Source organism: Alkalimarinus alittae (assembly GCF_026016465.1).
Classification (GTDB): Bacteria; Pseudomonadota; Gammaproteobacteria; order Pseudomonadales; family Oleiphilaceae; genus Alkalimarinus; species Alkalimarinus alittae.
Genome location: NZ_CP100390.1, coordinates 1464017 through 1481679, shown reverse-complemented (window position 1 = coordinate 1481679; position 17663 = coordinate 1464017). Strand labels below are relative to the sequence as shown.

Here is a 17663-nt window from a genome sequence, read left to right as displayed (position 1 = left end):
AGCATTGCCTAAAACAATTACGATGCAAAAATCAAATCAAAATAAATGCAATTCCTGATAGAAAACAATGGAGAAGACCAGCATGGCTTTTGAATTACCTGCACTACCTTACGCACAAGATGCCTTAGCACCTCACATCTCTGCAGAAACATTAGAATATCACCACGGCAAGCACCACAAAACGTATGTTGATAAGTTAAACGGTATGGTTCCGGGTACTGAATTTGAAGGAAAGACGCTTGAAGAAATCATCAAATCTTCAAGCGGCCCGGTTTTCAACAACGCAGCACAAATCTGGAACCACACATTCTACTGGAATTGCCTAAGCCCAAATGGCGGTGGCGCTCCAACAGGTGCTGTAGCAGATGCAATCAACGCTGCATTTGGATCTTTCGAAGCATTCCAAACTCAGCTTAACGACAAAGCAGTTAACAACTTTGGCGCAAGCTGGACTTGGTTAGTTAAGAATGCTGATGGATCGTTAGAAATTGTTAACACTAGCAACGCAGGTACCCCCATGACTGCAGGTCAAACAGCACTATTGACTGTAGACCTTTGGGAACACGCTTACTACATTGACTACCGTAACGCACGCCCTGCTTATTTAGATGCATTCTGGAAGCTTGTAAACTGGGAATTTGTTACACAAAACCTAGCGGCTTAAAGCACTTATTTGCTTTCAAGCCTGTTACAAAAAGAAGCCGCCTCTGTGCGGCTTTTTTTCGGTTTAAGCGTTCGCTATCTAGGCCGTTAAAAATTCTTTCAACTGTTCTCTTTCCCGTTCTAGTTTTTTTGCTACACTGAATGATAATTGATTGATTTTACTTAAAGTTCTTCGCAACCAAGAATATAACGACAAATGACTGAGATGCACCCTCAAAATCAGCGCCTATCTATCAAACTCCTTCGGTGGGTTATTCTAACTGCTCTCATCGCGGGGGGGGTATTAAGTATCGGGCAAATATCTTTAGATGCCTTTAGAGCGATGGATGAGCTTGACACTCAAGCAACCCAAATTCTTGACGTTGTCAAAGACCCTGCAACCCAAGCGGTGTACAGCCTTGACCCTGAACTTGCAAAGCAAGTAGTTGAAGGACTATTCCAGCAAAGGGAAATACGTTACGCAGGTATTGGGCACCCCGATGAAACGCTGTTGGCAGAAAAGGTGCGAGACTTACGTAAAGCGCCTTTTCGTTGGCTCACAGACCCTATTTTTGGTAAAGAAAAACAGTTTAAAGTTCAGTTGATTAAAGACGAGGGTGAGCAGGTTTACTATGGCGACTTAGTCATTACAATCGATACAGCCTACAAGTCAAAGCTCTTTTTAGATCGCTCTGTCATTGTTTTCGCCTCAGGTCTTCTTAGAGCGGCGATATTAGCGGCTATTTTGTTTCTGGTTTATCACTACCTACTTACACGTCCTCTATCCAACATTATCCAGTCGCTATTAAGGGTTAACCCTTCTGAACCCAGCAGGCAGACCATTCCAGCCCCAAAAAATCATGAGAATGATGAGCTTGGTGTTTGGGTTAGCACAGCTAACGACCTCCTTGAAGAAATTTCAGACAACCAACAGAAAAGAAGAGCTGCAGAAGCCAGAGTTCTCAAACTCTCTCAATACGACCCTTTAACTGGCCTACCCAATAGGCTGATGTTTAGAAACCATCTTCAAAGTTCACTTGAAGATGCTCGCCGAGCGGGCCATAAGGTCGCCGTATTATGTTGCGGTATAGATGATTTTAAATCCATTAATAGCCAATTCAACTATACCGTCGGCGACAAGCTACTTCAGGCGTTTGCAGAAAGACTATCCAATAACAATGGTGCATTACATACCGCATCTAGACTGGGCGGTGATCAGTTTTCATTAATCCAATACAACATCCACAACGCTTATAATGTGGCTGAATTAGCTGAAAAATTACTTAACCGCCTTAATGAACCCTTTTTGATTGATGACTTAAGTATTAATTTATATACCACCATTGGCATTACTATCTTTCCTGATGACGGAGAGACTGCAGATGACTTATTACAGAAATCTGAGCAGACAATGACACTGGCCAAAACGGTTAGCCGTAATCAGTTTCAGTTTTACGTTGCCAGCGTTGATAGTGAAATGCGTGAAAGAAAGCAGATGGAAAAAGATCTCCATCAAGCGCTTCTAAATAATGAATTTCATATCGTTTTTCAACCGCAAATTGACTACAAGAACCACACAATCATTGGTGCCGAAGTATTACTTAGGTGGGTTCATCCTACTCGTGGCTTTATCCCCCCTGATATCTTCATTCCCATTGCAGAAGATAACGGATCAATCGTTGGTATTGGAAACTGGGTTCTCGATCAAGCTTGCAAACAAGCTGCCATCTGGCAAAAGAAAGGACACTGTATCAAGCTGGCTATTAACTTATCGGCGGTCCAGCTAAGGGACACAACGATTGATAAGCACATTAAAGATACACTAGCAAAACACCATATCGAACCGCAGTATCTAGAGGTTGAGATTACAGAAACAGGCGTTATGGAAGACGTCAGTAAAGCCATTAGCACACTTAACAGCATTAAAGATCACGGTGTGTCGACCGCTATTGATGATTTTGGAACAGGTTACTCTTCATTGAGTTACCTTAAAAAACTGCCGATCGATAAAGTAAAAATTGATAAGCAGTTTGTGCATGACCTTCTGATTGATGAGGATGATACAAGCATCGTTAATGCCGTTATTCAGCTAAGTAAGAGTTTACACTTAAAGGTTATTGCAGAAGGCGTTGAGACAGAAGAGCAAGAGGCTTATTTAGTAAGTCGAGGATGCGACATGGGCCAAGGCTATTTTTATAGTAGACCCGTACCCGCCGACGAGTTCTTAACTTACCTTTTGGCTTACGATAAAAAGAATACCGAAAAAAATGTTTAACCCGCTTAACAGCCAGTCAAAAGGTGAATTATGTCAACTAACACGCTAATCGGGCTTGTGGTAATTGTAATATCAGTCTTTTACCTAATATCCATTTACAACAAACTCGTTACACTAAAAAACCGCTTTAAAAATGGATTTTCTCAGATTGACGTACAGTTACAACGAAGACATGACTTAATTCCTAATTTGGTCGATTCGGCGAAAGCCTATATGGCTCATGAAAAAGACACCTTAGAAAAAGTTATCTCTGCTCGAAACCAAGCGACTAAAGCCACAAAGTCAGCAGCTCAACACCCTGAAGATGGCGCTGCAGTAAAAAAACTGATGGGGGCTGAAAATCTTCTAAACAAAGCCCTTGCTAACTTTTATGCTGTTGCAGAGGCCTACCCTGATATCAAGGCCAATGAAACAATCCAGCAACTAATGGAAGCGCTATCTAGCACCGAGAACAAAGTATCTTTTGCAAGACAGGCTTACAATGATTTTGTAATGGCCTATCACACCTACAGAGAGCAGTTCCCCAACAACTTTATTGCAGGCTTATGTGGATTCAAAGAGACCTCGCTATTTGAACTAGAAGATGTCGAAGCCAAAAAAGCAGTTAAGGTTTCGTTCGACTAACACTATAAGTATTCATGAACTTCTTCGACCATCAAGAAACTGCACGAAAGAAGTCGCTGCTTTTAGTTTTTCTATTTCTAATCGCAGTCGCTCTTATCGTCGCTATTACTAATCTCGCTTGCTACTTAATTCTCAGCGTCACAGATTCACCCCCCATCGCCCTTCAAGAGTGGCTTTCAAGTCGACTCAGCCTTTCAATATCAGGGGCCCTTCTTTTCACCATCGCCTTAGGCACTATTCACCAGTTTCTGAATCTTTCGAAGGGTGGGCGCGCTGTCGCCAATATGGCAAACGGCAGAAAAGTAGACATAAGCACTCAAGACACGCTTGAACAGCGCTATATCAACCTTGTTGAGGAGATGTCTATTGCATCAGGGACAATGATGCCTGAACTTTACATTATGGACAAAGAACACTCTATCAACGCATTTGTGGCAGGTTATGAACCTACAGAGTGTGTCTTGGTTATTACTAAAGGGGCACTAGAAACATTATCAAGGGATGAACTACAAGGTATTATTGGTCATGAGTTTAGTCATATATTAAATGGTGATATGCGAATAAATATTCGCCTTATAGCGGTTTTGGCGGGCATTCTCTTGATTGGTCAAATTGGACAATACCTCATGCATGCCCCCTTTAATCGATCTAATAGTTACAGCGCTCGTAGAAATAAAAACGATGTAGCGCTATTTTTTATAGGTATCACTCTAATTGCAATAGGCTATACAGGTCTATTCTTTGGTCGAGTCATTAAAGCAGCAATATCCAGACAGCGAGAATTTCTGGCGGACGCCGCCTCGGTGCAATTCACACGCAACCCTGAAGGCATTGCAGGGGCCCTCTATAAAATACTGGATACCCAAGAAGGCTCCCAACTCCGTTTTACCCGTCACGCGGAAGATATTAACCACTGCTGTTTTTCTGAATCTATTAAACTCCATTTCAGTGGTCTTTTAGCCTCTCACCCACCACTAAAAGAGCGAATATCAACTATCGATACCTCATACTTAGTCCGATTTAAAGCGCGCAAGCATGCAGCCCAAAAACAACCTACACGTTACCAAGCCACATCGTTAGAGCAGCCTGCCACTCATGCGACTTCACAGCAAGCTCTTCATGCAGACCCTGTACAGTCAGCCTCTAGCTCTATTGTCGGATTTAGCCAAGGGCAATCTACAGCCCGAGAGCAATCCTTTAGAGTCAGCGCAGCAGCACTAGAGCGTACAACCGGCACTGTCAGACCCGCACACATTGATTACGCGAAAGCACTATTATCTGAGATACCTGACGAAATAAAGCACCTTACGCGCACCTCAGAGGGCGCAATAATGCTGCTACTGTCACTTATGCTTAATGAAACAGCTAAAAAAACTCAGGAAAAGGCGATAGCCAATTTATCTAAACGCGCGCAACAGAACTTACGCTCATCGAACTACAAGAACATTAAGCCGTTAATAGAAGCCATACGACTCGATCACCGCTTGCCTATCATTGAAACTTCAATCGGCTCACTCAGAAAGCTAACCCAAAGCCATAGGTTACAGCTAATAGATGATTTGTCGACTATCGCAAATACCGATGCAAAGATAACATTTTTCGAATTTGCCCTATTAACCTTAGCTAAGCAGCAGTTAGCACCAAATCATGGTCATAAGATCAAAAGTAAATATCATTCATTCAACGATGTAGGTAACGAAGTTGCTTTAATTCTTAGCTTGTTCGCAACCGCATCCAGTAAAGATAAAAAAGAGCAAGCGTCTCGTTTTAATCATGCTATGTCATTGTTCTCAGATACAATTGAGTGGCAAGAAAGCCCTACATACAACACCCGTAAAGTAAGTCATGCTTTAAATAAGCTAAGGTTATTATCCCCCCTACTCAAACGTCCATTAATTGATTCATTTATCGACTGCGTCATGGCTGACAACACCGTTAAATATCGTGAGTACGAGTTATTACGACTTGTTGCAGTGGTACTAGACTGCCCTATGCCTCCACTGTTAATGCAAAACTAGTTTGTTAGATATAAAAAAAGGGTCAGATACGTTGAGCAATCTGACCCTTTTTAAAATAACAAACGCTATTGAGTTAGCGCTATGCATGCCTAAATAGAAGGTTAATCTTTTTCCCCGTTTTCATCTTCATATTCCCCTTCGTCATTGTCATCCACAGTGTCATTCAGACGGTTACCGTTAAATAATGAGTCAACAGATGGTCGAGGAATAATTTCGCCCTCAGAACGTTCTCTGATACGTCCACGGTCCTCTTTAATGTCTAGGTTAAGCTCCCAAAGCGCATGAAACTTTTCTTCAGTAATTTCTTTAGTCTTCGTCTTATCACGTAAGATTGTTGGGCGTAGAAAAATCAGTAGATTTCGTTTTTCACGCTTATTCTCAGTACTTCTAAATAACGCCCCCAACCAAGGAATATCACCCAGCAAAGGCACTTTACTCACCTTAACCCTGTAGTCTTCAGTAATTAGCCCACCCAATACAATCGTTTCACCATCGTCAGCGAGCACATTCGTTTTGATCTCTCGTTTTTGGGTCACGATATCTGATGCAACCTGAACACTGTCAGCAATTGACGATATCTCTTGCGTGATTTCTAGGCGAACCAAATCCCCCTCACTAATACTGGGTGTAACCACCAGTTTCACACCAATATCTTCACGCGTAATTGTAGTAAATGGGTTTGAAGTCCCGTCTCCAGCGGTCGTGGACTCACCTGTTTTAATTGGAATATTTTGCCCAACAATAATAGACGACTCTTGATTATCCATGGTGATAATTTTGGGCGTAGACAACAGGTTCGCATCAGTATTTGAATCTAGGGCCTGTATGAGTGCCCCCCAACTCGTTCCGCCGCTTTCTTGCCCAACACCGAGTGTTAGACCTCCTTGCGCGACACCACTAACAGCAGCAGGGTCATCTGCGGCAATTGCACCCAACACGCCTGCAGCACTTAAGCCAACCTCGCCAAAATTAGTAATCGCTCCAGGAATAGTTCCACCAGCATCAAATAGTGCCCACTGAACACCTAACCCTTTAGTATTTTCGTCACCAATTTCAACAATTGCCGCCTCTATGAGGACTTGAGCGCGGCGAACATCAAGCTGACGAATAATTTCTTCAGTTTCTTGAAGTACTGAAGGTTCAGCTCTAATCACTAACGCATTGATACCTTCATCCGCGTACACAGTTGCTGCAGCACCACTGTTTTTCTTAGAACCTTGCTCTTTACTTTCTGAACTAATATCACCCATGATGCCTTTAAGTAATTCAGCCATCTCTTTAGCGTCGGCATGCTTCAATCTAACCACTTTTGTTGTACCAGAGGTTGCTGCAGGCTGATCGAGTTTATCTATTAGTTTTCTGATTTTATTTCGGAAATTTTCATCACCTTTAACTATTAAGCGATTACTTCTTTCGTCAGCTACAACACTAAACTTCTTCGCCGACGCTTTTGCTCCTGCTTTTCCTAATTCAGCCGGCGCTAGCTCTTCTAAAAGCTTAACCATATCGCCAACCCATGCCTCTTCAAGCTGAATAACTTCTAATCCATACTGAGAAGGACTATCTAGCTCATCGATAATGCCACTAATTCGTTTGATATTAGATATATGATCACTAATGATTAGTGCATTAGCAGCGGCAACGCCCGCTAAATGCCCATATTTTGCAACCATAGGACGAAGAATAGGTACCAGTTCAAGCGCATTCGCATTTTTTACTTGAATGACTCGCGTAACCAACTGTTCTGCAGGCACACGAGACAACATTCTTAAATTAGTTGCACTCTGTTTAGCTTCGTTTTGCTGAACAATTTTTATTACGCCTTCTGAAGGAATCGCCGAAAACCCATGAACCTGTAACACAGAAAGGAACATTTCATAAACAGCATCGCGGCCCATAGGGGCATTCGATATAACCGTCACCTTACCTTTGACTCGGGGGTCAATTACAAAACTATAGCCTGTAATATCCGATACTTGAGTTACAAATGCTCTAATATCAGCATCTTTAAGGTTTACTTTCCACGTCTGCTCTTCAGACCACACCGCCTGAGAAAACATAAACAAAAAGCTCAAAATAACTATGTGACTAACCGAAATAAACCGCTTCATCGAAAAATGTATTCCCATGGTTCTATAATATGTTTGGTTATTTTATTATTACTTAAATCAAAAAGATAACTACATAGTCACAACTAGGTCATGATTTTAATCTTTGATCTGCTATCAACGTAATGGGTAATTTATATAAAAACTCGTCCCATCTCGCTCAACTTCAACTTCTAAACTGCCTTCTTGATACAGTTGTTTTAGCAGCGCTCTGTCTTTATTAATGTCACCTAATAGGTTTCCGTTTACTGAACGTACCACGTCACCCGGTTTTAAGTTCATGCCTGCCAGCATTGGGTTCTTGCCATCATAGACATAACCTGACGCCGTACCCTCTTGTACTGGCTTTAACCCAACTGAGGCTAATGCCGTAGAAGGGCTTTCTATTAATCTTTTCTCTGCAATATCCACAAACTGTTGAGGTGATGTTACTGGTCTACGGCGAGTGGATGTCTCTACCTTTGCAAAACCATTATCACCTTTAGCGGCATCCTCGAAGCTGAGAGTTTCAAGTCTTCCATTTCGTTTAAGCAGTACTCTGTCACTATAGACCGCTACTAACTCAGCGTTTCCTGGAAGCTTATCCCCTATCTTAAAATATTCACCTTTCTGCCCTCTCTCAGCAACTATAGCACTAGATTCGCTGTCACGCTCGGAGGTAAATACGCCTTTAAGCTGTAATTGCAGTTTTGTCTTTGGCGCTTCTACTTGATCCATCACTTGCTGATCAGATTTTGATGACTCCTCTTTACCAAATAAACTCTGGGTCAACAGTATTGAGCTATCGACTGATTCCCTAGTCCCTTGGCCACTATTAGTCCCAACAAAACGGGTAGTGCCCACATATGACTGACCACCTTCCAACACACTCCATGTCAGCACTGCAAATAAGTTCGAGCAGTAAATCACAAGGCATAACAACAATAGTGTAAATATCCACTGGGGAAGTTTATCAATCAGCGTTGCTGTAGGGAGCTTATCTTTTACCACGTTTAAAAACCCACTTTTCTTTGAATTTTAAAAACCACATCACTTTCTGATGAGTTTTCGGGCCATGGTTCATTCGCCAAATCTAAAAGCCGACGCTTTACTTTTAACGTTGCAAGCCCTGCGTCATTCATAACACCTTCAATGGCGTTTACCGAAGACTCGGTATCTTTAATGACGAGTGATGTATTTCCAGCTTTCTGCCCCAACCGCCCTGTAAACGAAGGAAATTCATTACCATGAACCTCTCTTCCGGCTGGATATTCAACACGGCCGCCTGTCCAACTAAAGGAACCATCTGCGGTGGATAGCATCCCGTCAACCAGCCCAATCGTTAAGCTATCAATTTCAAGCGTGCCATTAACCGTAATGCGATGCTGTTTAAGTAGGGGGTTTAAAGCCGGTAAGTTAATACGCCCCTTTGTATCGCTCAACTCGATTCCGTTTGAGAATAACCGAGCAGTGGTATCAAGCTGTCCAACATTACTTTTCAATTCGATCTTAACGGGTAATTGTCCGGTCAAAAGCCCTAAAAATGAGATATCCCAACCGAGTACGCCCTCAATACCTCTTGAGTTCATATACGCATAGCCGTTCCATGCAGTACCCGAAACCCCATCCACATTAAGCTGTAATGAATTCAATGGCAATTGCGGGGAAATATAATTCCAAGCAAAGCTAGCAGGAACGGTTGCGACCAAAAAAGTGATATAAGAGATCACCCACACCAGTACAAATAATAATATTTTCTTAAACACGCGGCTCTTTTCTTCTGTGGTGCCCATCAATGAGCGTATAACTTCAATAGATTACAGACTAATTCTAACGTTAAATCCAACATTAAACAGGTATTTGTACCCAAAACTCAAACTTTATCTCATTCACTACCTACTTCTCAGACAACAAAAAAGCCTCTTTATTTAAAAGAGGCTTTTTCAAGTAGCAATGGATAAATACAAAAGAGCCGTATTTATCCAAAAGCGGTTAGCGGAACTACATCATGCCGCCCATGCCGCCCATACCACCCATGCCGCCCATATCTGGCATAGCAGGTGCGCCACCTTCTTCAAGGTGATCAGTAACCATACACTCAGTAGTGATCATCAAGCCTGCAATAGAACCTGCAGACTGTAATGCTGTACGTGTTACTTTAGCTGGGTCAAGAATACCCATTTCAATCATGTCGCCGTATTCGCTGTTAGCTGCGTTGTAACCGAAGCTACCAGTGCCCTGCTTAACTTTATCGATTACAACAGAGCCTTCGCCGCCGGCATTTTGTACGATCTGACGAAGAGGTGCTTCCATCGCACGACGTAGCAAGTTGATACCAACGCTCTGGTCTTCGTTATCGCCTTTAAGGTCGATAATAGACTGTAGAGCACGAATCAACGCAACACCACCACCCGCTACAACACCTTCTTCTACCGCTGCACGCGTAGAGTGAAGTGCATCTTCAACTCGCGCTTTCTTCTCTTTCATTTCTACTTCAGAACCCGCGCCAACCTTGATAACGGCAACACCGCCGGCCAACTTAGCAACACGCTCTTGCAACTTCTCACGGTCATAATCAGAAGAGCTATCTTCGATTTGCTTACGGATCTGACCAACACGCGCTTCAATATCTGCCGCAGCGCCCACGCCATCAATGATAGTGGTATTTTCTTTGCTAATGTTTACACGCTTAGCAGTACCTAGATCATCAATGCTCGCATTTTCAAGCGTTAAGCCCACTTCTTCAGAAATAACCGTACCGCCCGTCAAAATAGCGATATCTTGAAGCATTTCTTTACGACGATCACCAAAGCCAGGCGCTTTAACAGCAGCCACTTTAACGATTCCGCGCATATTGTTAACAACTAATGTTGCCAATGCTTCACCTTCAACATCTTCAGAGATGATAAGCAATGGCTTACCCGCTTTTGCAACATTCTCAAGAACCGGTAATAGCTCGCGGATGTTTGAAATTTTCTTATCCACCAATAAGATAAATGGATTATCTAGTTCAGCAGACATGTTGTCTTGGTTGTTGATAAAGTAAGGTGACAAGTAGCCACGATCAAACTGCATACCCTCTACAACATCAAGCTCATCTTCTAAGCCGCTACCTTCTTCAACAGTAATAACGCCTTCTTTACCTACTTTTTCCATTGCTTCAGCAATAAGACTACCCACAACATTATCGCTGTTAGCAGAGATTGTGCCTACCTGAGCAATTTCTTTGTTGTTCTCGCATGGACGAGAAAACCCTCGAATCGCTTCAACTGCAACAATAACACCTTTGTCGATGCCTCGCTTAAGGTCCATTGGGTTCATGCCCGCTGCAACCGCTTTAAGGCCTTCGTTTACGATAGCCTGCGCTAATACTGTTGCAGTTGTTGTTCCGTCACCGGCTGCATCATTGGTTTGAGACGCCACTTCTTTAACCATCTGTGCGCCCATGTTTTCAAACTTATCTTTAAGTTCGATTTCTTTGGCCACTGAAACGCCGTCTTTTGTGACTGTAGGTGCACCAAACGACTTATCTAATACAACGTTACGACCCTTTGGTCCTAATGTTACTTTAACTGCATCTGCAAGAATATTGACACCAGCAAGCATACGCTTACGAGCTGAATCACCAAATTTAACATCTTTTGCTGACATAATAATTTATCCTTCCTATTAACCTTTGAAATAAAACCTGTTAAAAGCTCAAAATCTAGACTTATTAGCTTTCAAGTACGCCAAAGATTTCACTTTCACTCATTATTAATAGCTCTTCGCCATCAACCTTTACGGTATTACCTGAATACTGACCAAAAACAACGGTATCGCCCTCTTTAAGAGCCAATGGACGAACGTCGCCGTTATCCATAATACGTCCAGTACCCACAGCGACAACTACGCCTTGTGATGGTTTCTCGGCTGCATTACCAGGAAGCACAATACCACTTGCAGTAGTGGTTTCTTCATCTTTACGACGTACAACGACACGATCATGTAACGGGCGGATCTTCATTTCACAGATTCTCCAAACTTAGGTTATTAATCCGAAAAAAATCAATATTAACTAATCAACAATCAACATTAACTTATCGCAGAAGCCTTTAAATTAATTAGCCAGCGAGCAACAAGTTAATATCAGTTGAACAGTGGTGGCTTTATAAATGGGGCTACATAAACTCATTTCAATAGAGAGAGGGAAAAATAATTACTTTTTTTCTATCTGGTCTGGATCAGCGCCCTTTTTAGAAGACTCTTCCTGAAATTCGCCTTCGATAATAACCCCGTCTTGATCACGATACGTTTTATAAGTGCTTCTGGTGTGAGTAAACTCACCACGGCCTTGGGTAAATTGCTGCTGCCCTGACACCACCATTTTTTTCATTAAGTGATTAATCATTAAACGTCTAATACCCGGCAATAAAAGCGCAAACCCAACCGAGTCAGTCACAAACCCCGGGGTCAACAGCAGAGCACCACCGACTGCCAAGATAAACCCCTCAGCCACCTCTTTAGCCGGAATTTCACCCGCATTCATCTTCTGGTTTGCTCGCATCAATGTGCTTAGCCCCTGACGCTTTAGCAAAGAGGCGCCAATAATCGCAGTTAACAGAACAAATAAAATGGTCGACCATACGCCAATTAACGATCCAACCTTAATCAAAACAGCCATTTCGACCACAGGCATGATAATAAAAAGAACAAACAAAACTTTCATAATAATCCTGACGTTAAAAAACGAAAACCACCGCTAATAAAATGCAGTAACGGTAAAAGGGTGCCTCAACGGCAATCAGATACAACAAAACCTTTAACTGATTGAAAATATAGCCTCATGTGGCAATAACTGACATAATATCGCGCCGTACGTGTTTTTCACAAACTTCTTTATATTATCAATTCGTATATTTCTTATATTAAGGTCAAATATGAAACTTCAAGATTCTGTTGTAGCAATTACTGGTGGTGGACAAGGTTTAGGTCGTGCAATGGCCGTCTATTTAGCCAATAAAGGCGTTAAGCTTGCGTTAATTGATCTTAACCAAGACAGACTCGATGAAACTGTAACGCTTTGCGAACAAGCGGGTAGCCAAGCAAAGTCTTACCTATGCAATGTTGCCAAAGAAGACGATGTTATCTCTACATTTGAGTCTATAAACAATGACTTTGGAAAGATTGACGGACTCGTTAACAATGCAGGAATCCTTCGAGATGGCTTATTAATCAAGGCAAAAAATGGGGAGATTGTTAAGCGCATGTCACTTGAACAGTGGCAGTCAGTCATTGATGTTAACTTAACAGGTGTGTTCTTGTGTGGCAGAGAAGCCGCGACCCAAATGATTCAAAATGATAATAAAGGCTGCATTATCAATATTGCTAGCATTTCACGCGCTGGCAATATGGGACAAAGCAATTATTCAGCGGCTAAAGCTGGTGTATCATCAATGTCGGTAACGTGGGCTAAAGAACTTGCTCGTTACGGTATTCGCTCAATGGCTATTGCCCCTGGCTTTATAGCAACAGAAATGACAGCATCAATGAAGCCTGAAGCATTAGAAATGATGTCGAGCCAGATACCATTGCGCCGCATGGGTGAGCCAGATGACATCGCACAGACCGTCGCATTTATACTCGAAAACGATTACCTATCAGGTCGTGTTATTGAAGTCGATGGCGGGTTAAGAATTTAAATCTTTATAATCCGTAGCCTTGTGATTAAGGCTACGGATTATAAACGAGCATTCAACAATGCCTCATAATCCCGATAGCGATCAGCAGCTAATACTACAAACAATCCATGCTATCCCCTGCGGCCAGGTATCAACCTATGGGCAGGTTGCAAAACTTGCAGGACTTCCAGGCAAAGCACGCTATGTAGGCTACGTATTAAAAACGCTGCCGCAAGGCTCTTCTATTCCTTGGCATAGAGTCATAAATTCACAAGGAAAACTTTCATTTCCGGCACATACAGAAGCCTATCGAGAACAAAAACAACGACTTCTTGCAGAAGGCATCGTTTTCAACGACCATAAGATATCGCTACGAAAGTTTCTATGGAAGGCATAATTAAAGTCCAACAACAGACCATTAAGAAACGACTTCAAGGTTTAAATAACCGTTCAGTACAAAAATAAAGAATCAGGACTGCAAGTCAATGCCACACAAGGAAACAATCAGCGAAGCCCTATTTAATAAACGGATGTTAATCTGCGTATTTACCGGGTTCACCTCTGGCCTTCCCCTGTATTTTGTCTACACGCTCATTCCGGCATGGCTCCGTAGTGAGTCCGTTAGTTTAAAAGAAATTGGCCTATTCGCCTTAATCGGCCTCCCCTATACCTGGAAATTTATCTGGGCCCCTATGATGGATCGATATGTCCCTCCATTCTTAGGTCGTCGACGCGGCTGGATGCTCATAACCCAAGTGTTCTTATTATTTTCAATGGCTATGGTGGGTTTTTTCAACCCGCTAGACTCCTTGTGGACCATTGCCTATTTAGCAGCCGCCATCGCCTTTTTTAGCGCCAGCCAAGACATTGTCTTAGACGCTTATCGTCGAGAAATACTGCCAGACCAAGAGCTCGGTTTAGGTAACTCGATTCATGTGAATGCTTACCGTATTTCTGGATTAATCCCGGGTTCTTTGGCCCTTATTTTGGCTGATCACGTAGACTGGGTGTGGGTATATATAATAGTTGCCCTATTTATGGCCGCAGGCATCGCCATGACACTAGCGGTTAAAGAACCTGACGGTATTAGCCGTCCTCCACTATCGCTCAAAGAAGCAGTTATTGAGCCTTTTAATGAATTCTTCAACCGATTGGGGCGGTTCCCCGCTATTGAAATTCTGGCATTTATCTTCCTTTATAAATTAGGCGACAGCATGGCCACAGCCTTATCTACCCCCTTTTATTTAGATCTTGGGTTCAGCCTGACAGAAATTGGGCTCATTGCTAAACACGCAGCCTTATGGCCCGCCATTATTGGCGGCCTACTAGGTGGCTTATTAATGGTTAGAATAGGTATTAACCGTTCATTATGGTTATTTGGGTTAGTACAAATAGTCACCATACTTGGCTTTGCTATCCTAGCCGAAATTGGCCATAACCTATGGGCTTTAGGCTTTGTGCTGGCGTTTGAGTATTTAGGAGTTGGTTTAGGTACCGCAGCCTTTGTGGCCTTTATCGCTAGAACCACCAATAAAAATTACACCGCTACACAGTTAGCACTCTTTACCGCTATCGCCGCATTGCCTCGCACATTTGCCAATGCGCTCACGGGTTATTTGGTAGAAGGGGCAGACCCAGAGCAAAATGCATTTGCATTTCAATTGATGAACTGGACAGGATATCCAGCAGACGGACTGGGTTGGACAAACTTCTTTTTACTCTGTACCGCTTGCGCAGTGCCAGGCATGCTGCTGCTATTTAGAGTAGCGCCTTGGGGGAAAGACGATCAACACTACGTTGATAAGTATAGAGTGTCGTAAATCGAACAAAAGAATCGCGACAAATTTCAGCCCCTACAAAATACTCTACCTTTGTAGGTGCACCACTTTAACGCGATTCTTTAAGTCAACTGAAACGCTAACTATATCTATTCAGCAGTAGACAGCAACGATTCCAAACGAAGTCGCAATTCACGCTCCCCTGTCGGTATATTTATAATCCTCAGCGGCTGACCATCTGACGTTAAAAACACCGCCATTCCATCTGTCATTTTATAGCCACTTGCAAACCCATCGCCTGCAGGCGTACCCAATTCAGCCACTACAAAGTCAAGCTGCGATTCAAAATCATCTCTGACTTGGCGCAACAAATTAAGCGCTTCGCCACCAACAGGCGAAAAGTTTTCATATGCCAAAACCAGTACTGGTTTACCTTGCCCAATAACCGAAAGGTCAGAATTAATAGGTTTTCCGCCACTGACTAAAACATAAGCCATTAAGGCGAAGACGGCTAAAGTTCCGATAGTCACCGCAAGTTTTTTAACCATTGCTATTCAGTCTCTTAAGTTTCTATATGTTTGCAGGAGCCGCTATAAGCTGCGATTTATTTTTGAATAATTAATCTCTAAAATTATCAAACTGCAACGGCGTTTCGAGGTCGGCCTCTCGTAAAAAAGCCATCACTTCTTGCAAGTCATCTCGTTTTTTACCCGTAACACGCACTTTTTCACCCTGTATAGCGACCTGTACTTTAAGCTTGGCTTCTTTAATTAGTTTAACTATTTTTCTGGATGTATCTTTATCAATGCCCTGCCGTAATTTATAGCTGCGCTTTACCTGCTTACCCGCCTTACTGTCTTCACTATCGCCTAACGAGCGACCATCAAGTTTACGTTTTACAAAGGCCATCAAAAGAATGTCGTAGAGTTGGTCGAGCTGAAACTCTTGCTCTGCACTTAAAACAATGACTTCATCTTTCGTTTTAAACTCAATATTTGAGTCTATTTTTTTAAAATCCCAACGATTCCCCATTTCACGCTTTGCTTGATCGACAGCGTTGGTTACTTCGTGCATATCTACTTCTGACACAGTATCAAATGACGGCATTTCAAGGCTCCAATAATATAAATTAATCGCAATAGACTAACATAAAGCCATTATAACGAATCAGATCATTTTTTTAATATCAGAGATCCAGTTCACTTCAATTAAAGTTGATCGTAGACAGAAAACGATAATCACTCTATGCTGTGTAACATTCTAGATACCCTAACTAGTGCCTAACCAGAAACGATGGTCATTCCCGCGAAGGCGGAAATCCATGACTTCAAACCACGCTAAAACACTGGATCCCCGCCTGCGCGAGGATGACAAAAAGGTACAATTACGGTATTTCTGGATGGACACTAGCTAGGTATTAAGTGTTATTTTTTAATGCCTGTATTAATTTAGTTTTCATGGATATAACAAAAATAACGACTCCCATCGAAAACTCATCTAAAGATCACTTATTAGACGCTTTAAATATGCCTAATTTAGACTTACCTATCCTTGTTGTTGATGACGCGAAATTTAGTAGCACTATCATTGGAAAAACCCTGAAATTAGCGGGTTATAGAGATATCCGCTTTGCCAATAGCGCTGCAGCTGCGTTAAAAATGATGGAAGAAAGACCTGTCAGCGTACTCGTTGCTGACTGGCTTATGCCAGAAATGGACGGTCTTCAAATGGCGGGGCGTGTTCGACAATTTGACGAACAGATTAACCATTACACCTATATCATTCTGTTAACCGCCAAAGAAGGTGTTGAAGCACTATCAGAAGCGTTCGATAGAGGTGTTGATGACTTTATTTATAAGTCTGATATGAACAAACAGCTTCTACCAAGAATATACGCCGCTGATCGTATTGTTGACCTACAAAACTCCTTACTTATCGCCAACCAACTATTGGTCGACAATAACCGCGAACTTGAAGCCAAGAATGTTATTGACCTTCAGACGGGGCTTGGTAATCAACGATTTGCACAGCAAAAATTAACAGGCAATCTTGAACACTCAGAATCAAGAGGTGGCGCCACTAGTTACTTACTCCTAGGCGTTAAAAACTGGACTCAAATCAAAACCAATTACAGTCATACTGTTCAAGAGGAGATCCTCTTAGGTATTTCTAGGCGTTTACGTCACCTAATTAGGCCGCTAGACACAGTATGCAGAGTGAGTGAAAGCCAGTTTGCCGTAATAGCAAGCTTTGGCAATATCGATCACTGTACCACTAGCTGCTACCGAAGAATTCATGACGGTATAAACCTAAAGGCGTTTAAAACTACCGCAGGTTTTGTGGCGGTTAAAGCAGGCACGAGTGTATGTGCCATTAGCAGTGAGCAGACACCACCAAAAGCACAAGAAGTTGAACGCTCTGCCCTCAACAAACTTCAATATTCTTATGATACTGGCACCATTTCAATTTATCGCTGGAAAAGTACACCACAAGAAATGGCTTAAGCGTTGGATTAAGTGGCCTATTACAATTAGTTACTCACCACTTACATTTAAAGACAGACGATTACCAATCTATCA

The 17663-nt window shown here is 42.4% G+C and carries 16 protein-coding genes; 8 read left to right on the top strand and 8 right to left on the bottom strand.

Features of this window, described 5'->3' with window-relative positions; translation table 11 throughout:
* Positions 1–82 precede the first annotated feature (82 nt).
* The 4 genes from sodB (at position 83) to NKI27_RS06705 (ending at position 5559) form a co-directional block, all read left to right on the top strand.
* On the top strand, positions 83–664 hold the full coding sequence (gene sodB, locus NKI27_RS06720) for a superoxide dismutase [Fe] (RefSeq protein WP_265048910.1): 582 nt from the start codon (positions 83–85) through the stop codon (positions 662–664).
* A gap of 195 nt (positions 665–859) precedes the next feature.
* Complete coding sequence (locus tag NKI27_RS06715; protein ID WP_265048909.1) at positions 860–2917, top strand: putative bifunctional diguanylate cyclase/phosphodiesterase; 2058 nt, start codon at positions 860–862, stop codon at positions 2915–2917.
* 30 nt (positions 2918–2947) lie between these two features.
* The gene (locus tag NKI27_RS06710; RefSeq protein ID WP_265048908.1) at positions 2948–3541 is read left to right on the top strand and encodes a LemA family protein; all 594 of its coding nucleotides are present in this window, start codon (positions 2948–2950) and stop codon (positions 3539–3541) included.
* Positions 3542–3555: 14 nt separating this feature from the next.
* A complete protein-coding gene (locus tag NKI27_RS06705; RefSeq protein WP_265048907.1) occupies positions 3556–5559 on the top strand; it encodes a M48 family metallopeptidase in 2004 nt (667 codons plus the stop codon).
* A gap of 101 nt (positions 5560–5660) precedes the next feature.
* Here NKI27_RS06705 and gspD read toward each other — a convergent pair whose 3' ends face one another.
* From gspD to NKI27_RS06675, 6 genes are all read right to left on the bottom strand, one after another.
* Positions 5661–7670 carry a type II secretion system secretin GspD gene (gene gspD / locus NKI27_RS06700; RefSeq protein WP_265048906.1) on the bottom strand — a complete coding sequence of 670 codons (2010 nt, stop codon included), beginning with the start codon at positions 7668–7670 and terminating at the stop codon, positions 5661–5663.
* A 114-nt stretch (positions 7671–7784) separates the two neighbouring features.
* Positions 7785–8657 carry a type II secretion system protein N gene (locus tag NKI27_RS06695; RefSeq protein ID WP_265048905.1) on the bottom strand — a complete coding sequence of 291 codons (873 nt, stop codon included), beginning with the start codon at positions 8655–8657 and terminating at the stop codon, positions 7785–7787.
* A 2-nt stretch (positions 8658–8659) separates the two neighbouring features.
* Positions 8660–9412, bottom strand: a complete 753-nt coding sequence (gene gspN / locus NKI27_RS06690) for a type II secretion system protein N (RefSeq protein ID WP_265048904.1) — start codon at positions 9410–9412, stop codon at positions 8660–8662.
* 235 nt (positions 9413–9647) lie between these two features.
* Positions 9648–11297, bottom strand: coding sequence for a chaperonin GroEL (gene groL, locus NKI27_RS06685; protein WP_265048903.1), 1650 nt, complete (start codon positions 11295–11297; stop codon positions 9648–9650).
* A 64-nt stretch (positions 11298–11361) separates the two neighbouring features.
* Positions 11362–11652 carry a co-chaperone GroES gene (locus tag NKI27_RS06680; protein WP_265048902.1) on the bottom strand — a complete coding sequence of 97 codons (291 nt, stop codon included), beginning with the start codon at positions 11650–11652 and terminating at the stop codon, positions 11362–11364.
* 192 nt (positions 11653–11844) lie between these two features.
* A complete protein-coding gene (locus NKI27_RS06675) occupies positions 11845–12354 on the bottom strand; it encodes an FxsA family protein (RefSeq protein WP_265048901.1) in 510 nt (169 codons plus the stop codon).
* 211 nt (positions 12355–12565) lie between these two features.
* Here NKI27_RS06675 and NKI27_RS06670 point away from each other — a divergent pair, with 211 nt between their 5' ends.
* The 3 genes from NKI27_RS06670 to NKI27_RS06660 all read left to right on the top strand — a co-directional run bounded on the left by NKI27_RS06670 (position 12566) and on the right by NKI27_RS06660 (position 15126).
* On the top strand, positions 12566–13327 hold the full coding sequence (locus tag NKI27_RS06670) for an SDR family oxidoreductase (protein ID WP_265048900.1): 762 nt from the start codon (positions 12566–12568) through the stop codon (positions 13325–13327).
* Positions 13328–13385: 58 nt separating this feature from the next.
* Positions 13386–13703, top strand: coding sequence for an MGMT family protein (locus tag NKI27_RS06665; protein ID WP_265048899.1), 318 nt, complete (start codon positions 13386–13388; stop codon positions 13701–13703).
* An 88-nt stretch (positions 13704–13791) separates the two neighbouring features.
* Positions 13792–15126 carry an AmpG family muropeptide MFS transporter gene (locus NKI27_RS06660; protein ID WP_265048898.1) on the top strand — a complete coding sequence of 445 codons (1335 nt, stop codon included), beginning with the start codon at positions 13792–13794 and terminating at the stop codon, positions 15124–15126.
* A gap of 107 nt (positions 15127–15233) precedes the next feature.
* Here the strand turns inward: NKI27_RS06660 and NKI27_RS06655 are convergent, their stop codons facing one another.
* Both NKI27_RS06655 and NKI27_RS06650 read right to left on the bottom strand, forming a co-directional pair.
* On the bottom strand, positions 15234–15632 hold the full coding sequence (locus NKI27_RS06655) for a hypothetical protein (protein ID WP_265048897.1): 399 nt from the start codon (positions 15630–15632) through the stop codon (positions 15234–15236).
* A 70-nt stretch (positions 15633–15702) separates the two neighbouring features.
* A complete protein-coding gene (locus tag NKI27_RS06650; protein WP_265048896.1) occupies positions 15703–16191 on the bottom strand; it encodes a YajQ family cyclic di-GMP-binding protein in 489 nt (162 codons plus the stop codon).
* 350 nt (positions 16192–16541) lie between these two features.
* Between NKI27_RS06650 and NKI27_RS06645 the strand changes: the two genes are divergently transcribed.
* A complete protein-coding gene (locus NKI27_RS06645; RefSeq protein WP_265048895.1) occupies positions 16542–17588 on the top strand; it encodes a response regulator in 1047 nt (348 codons plus the stop codon).
* Positions 17589–17663: the final 75 nt, after the last annotated feature.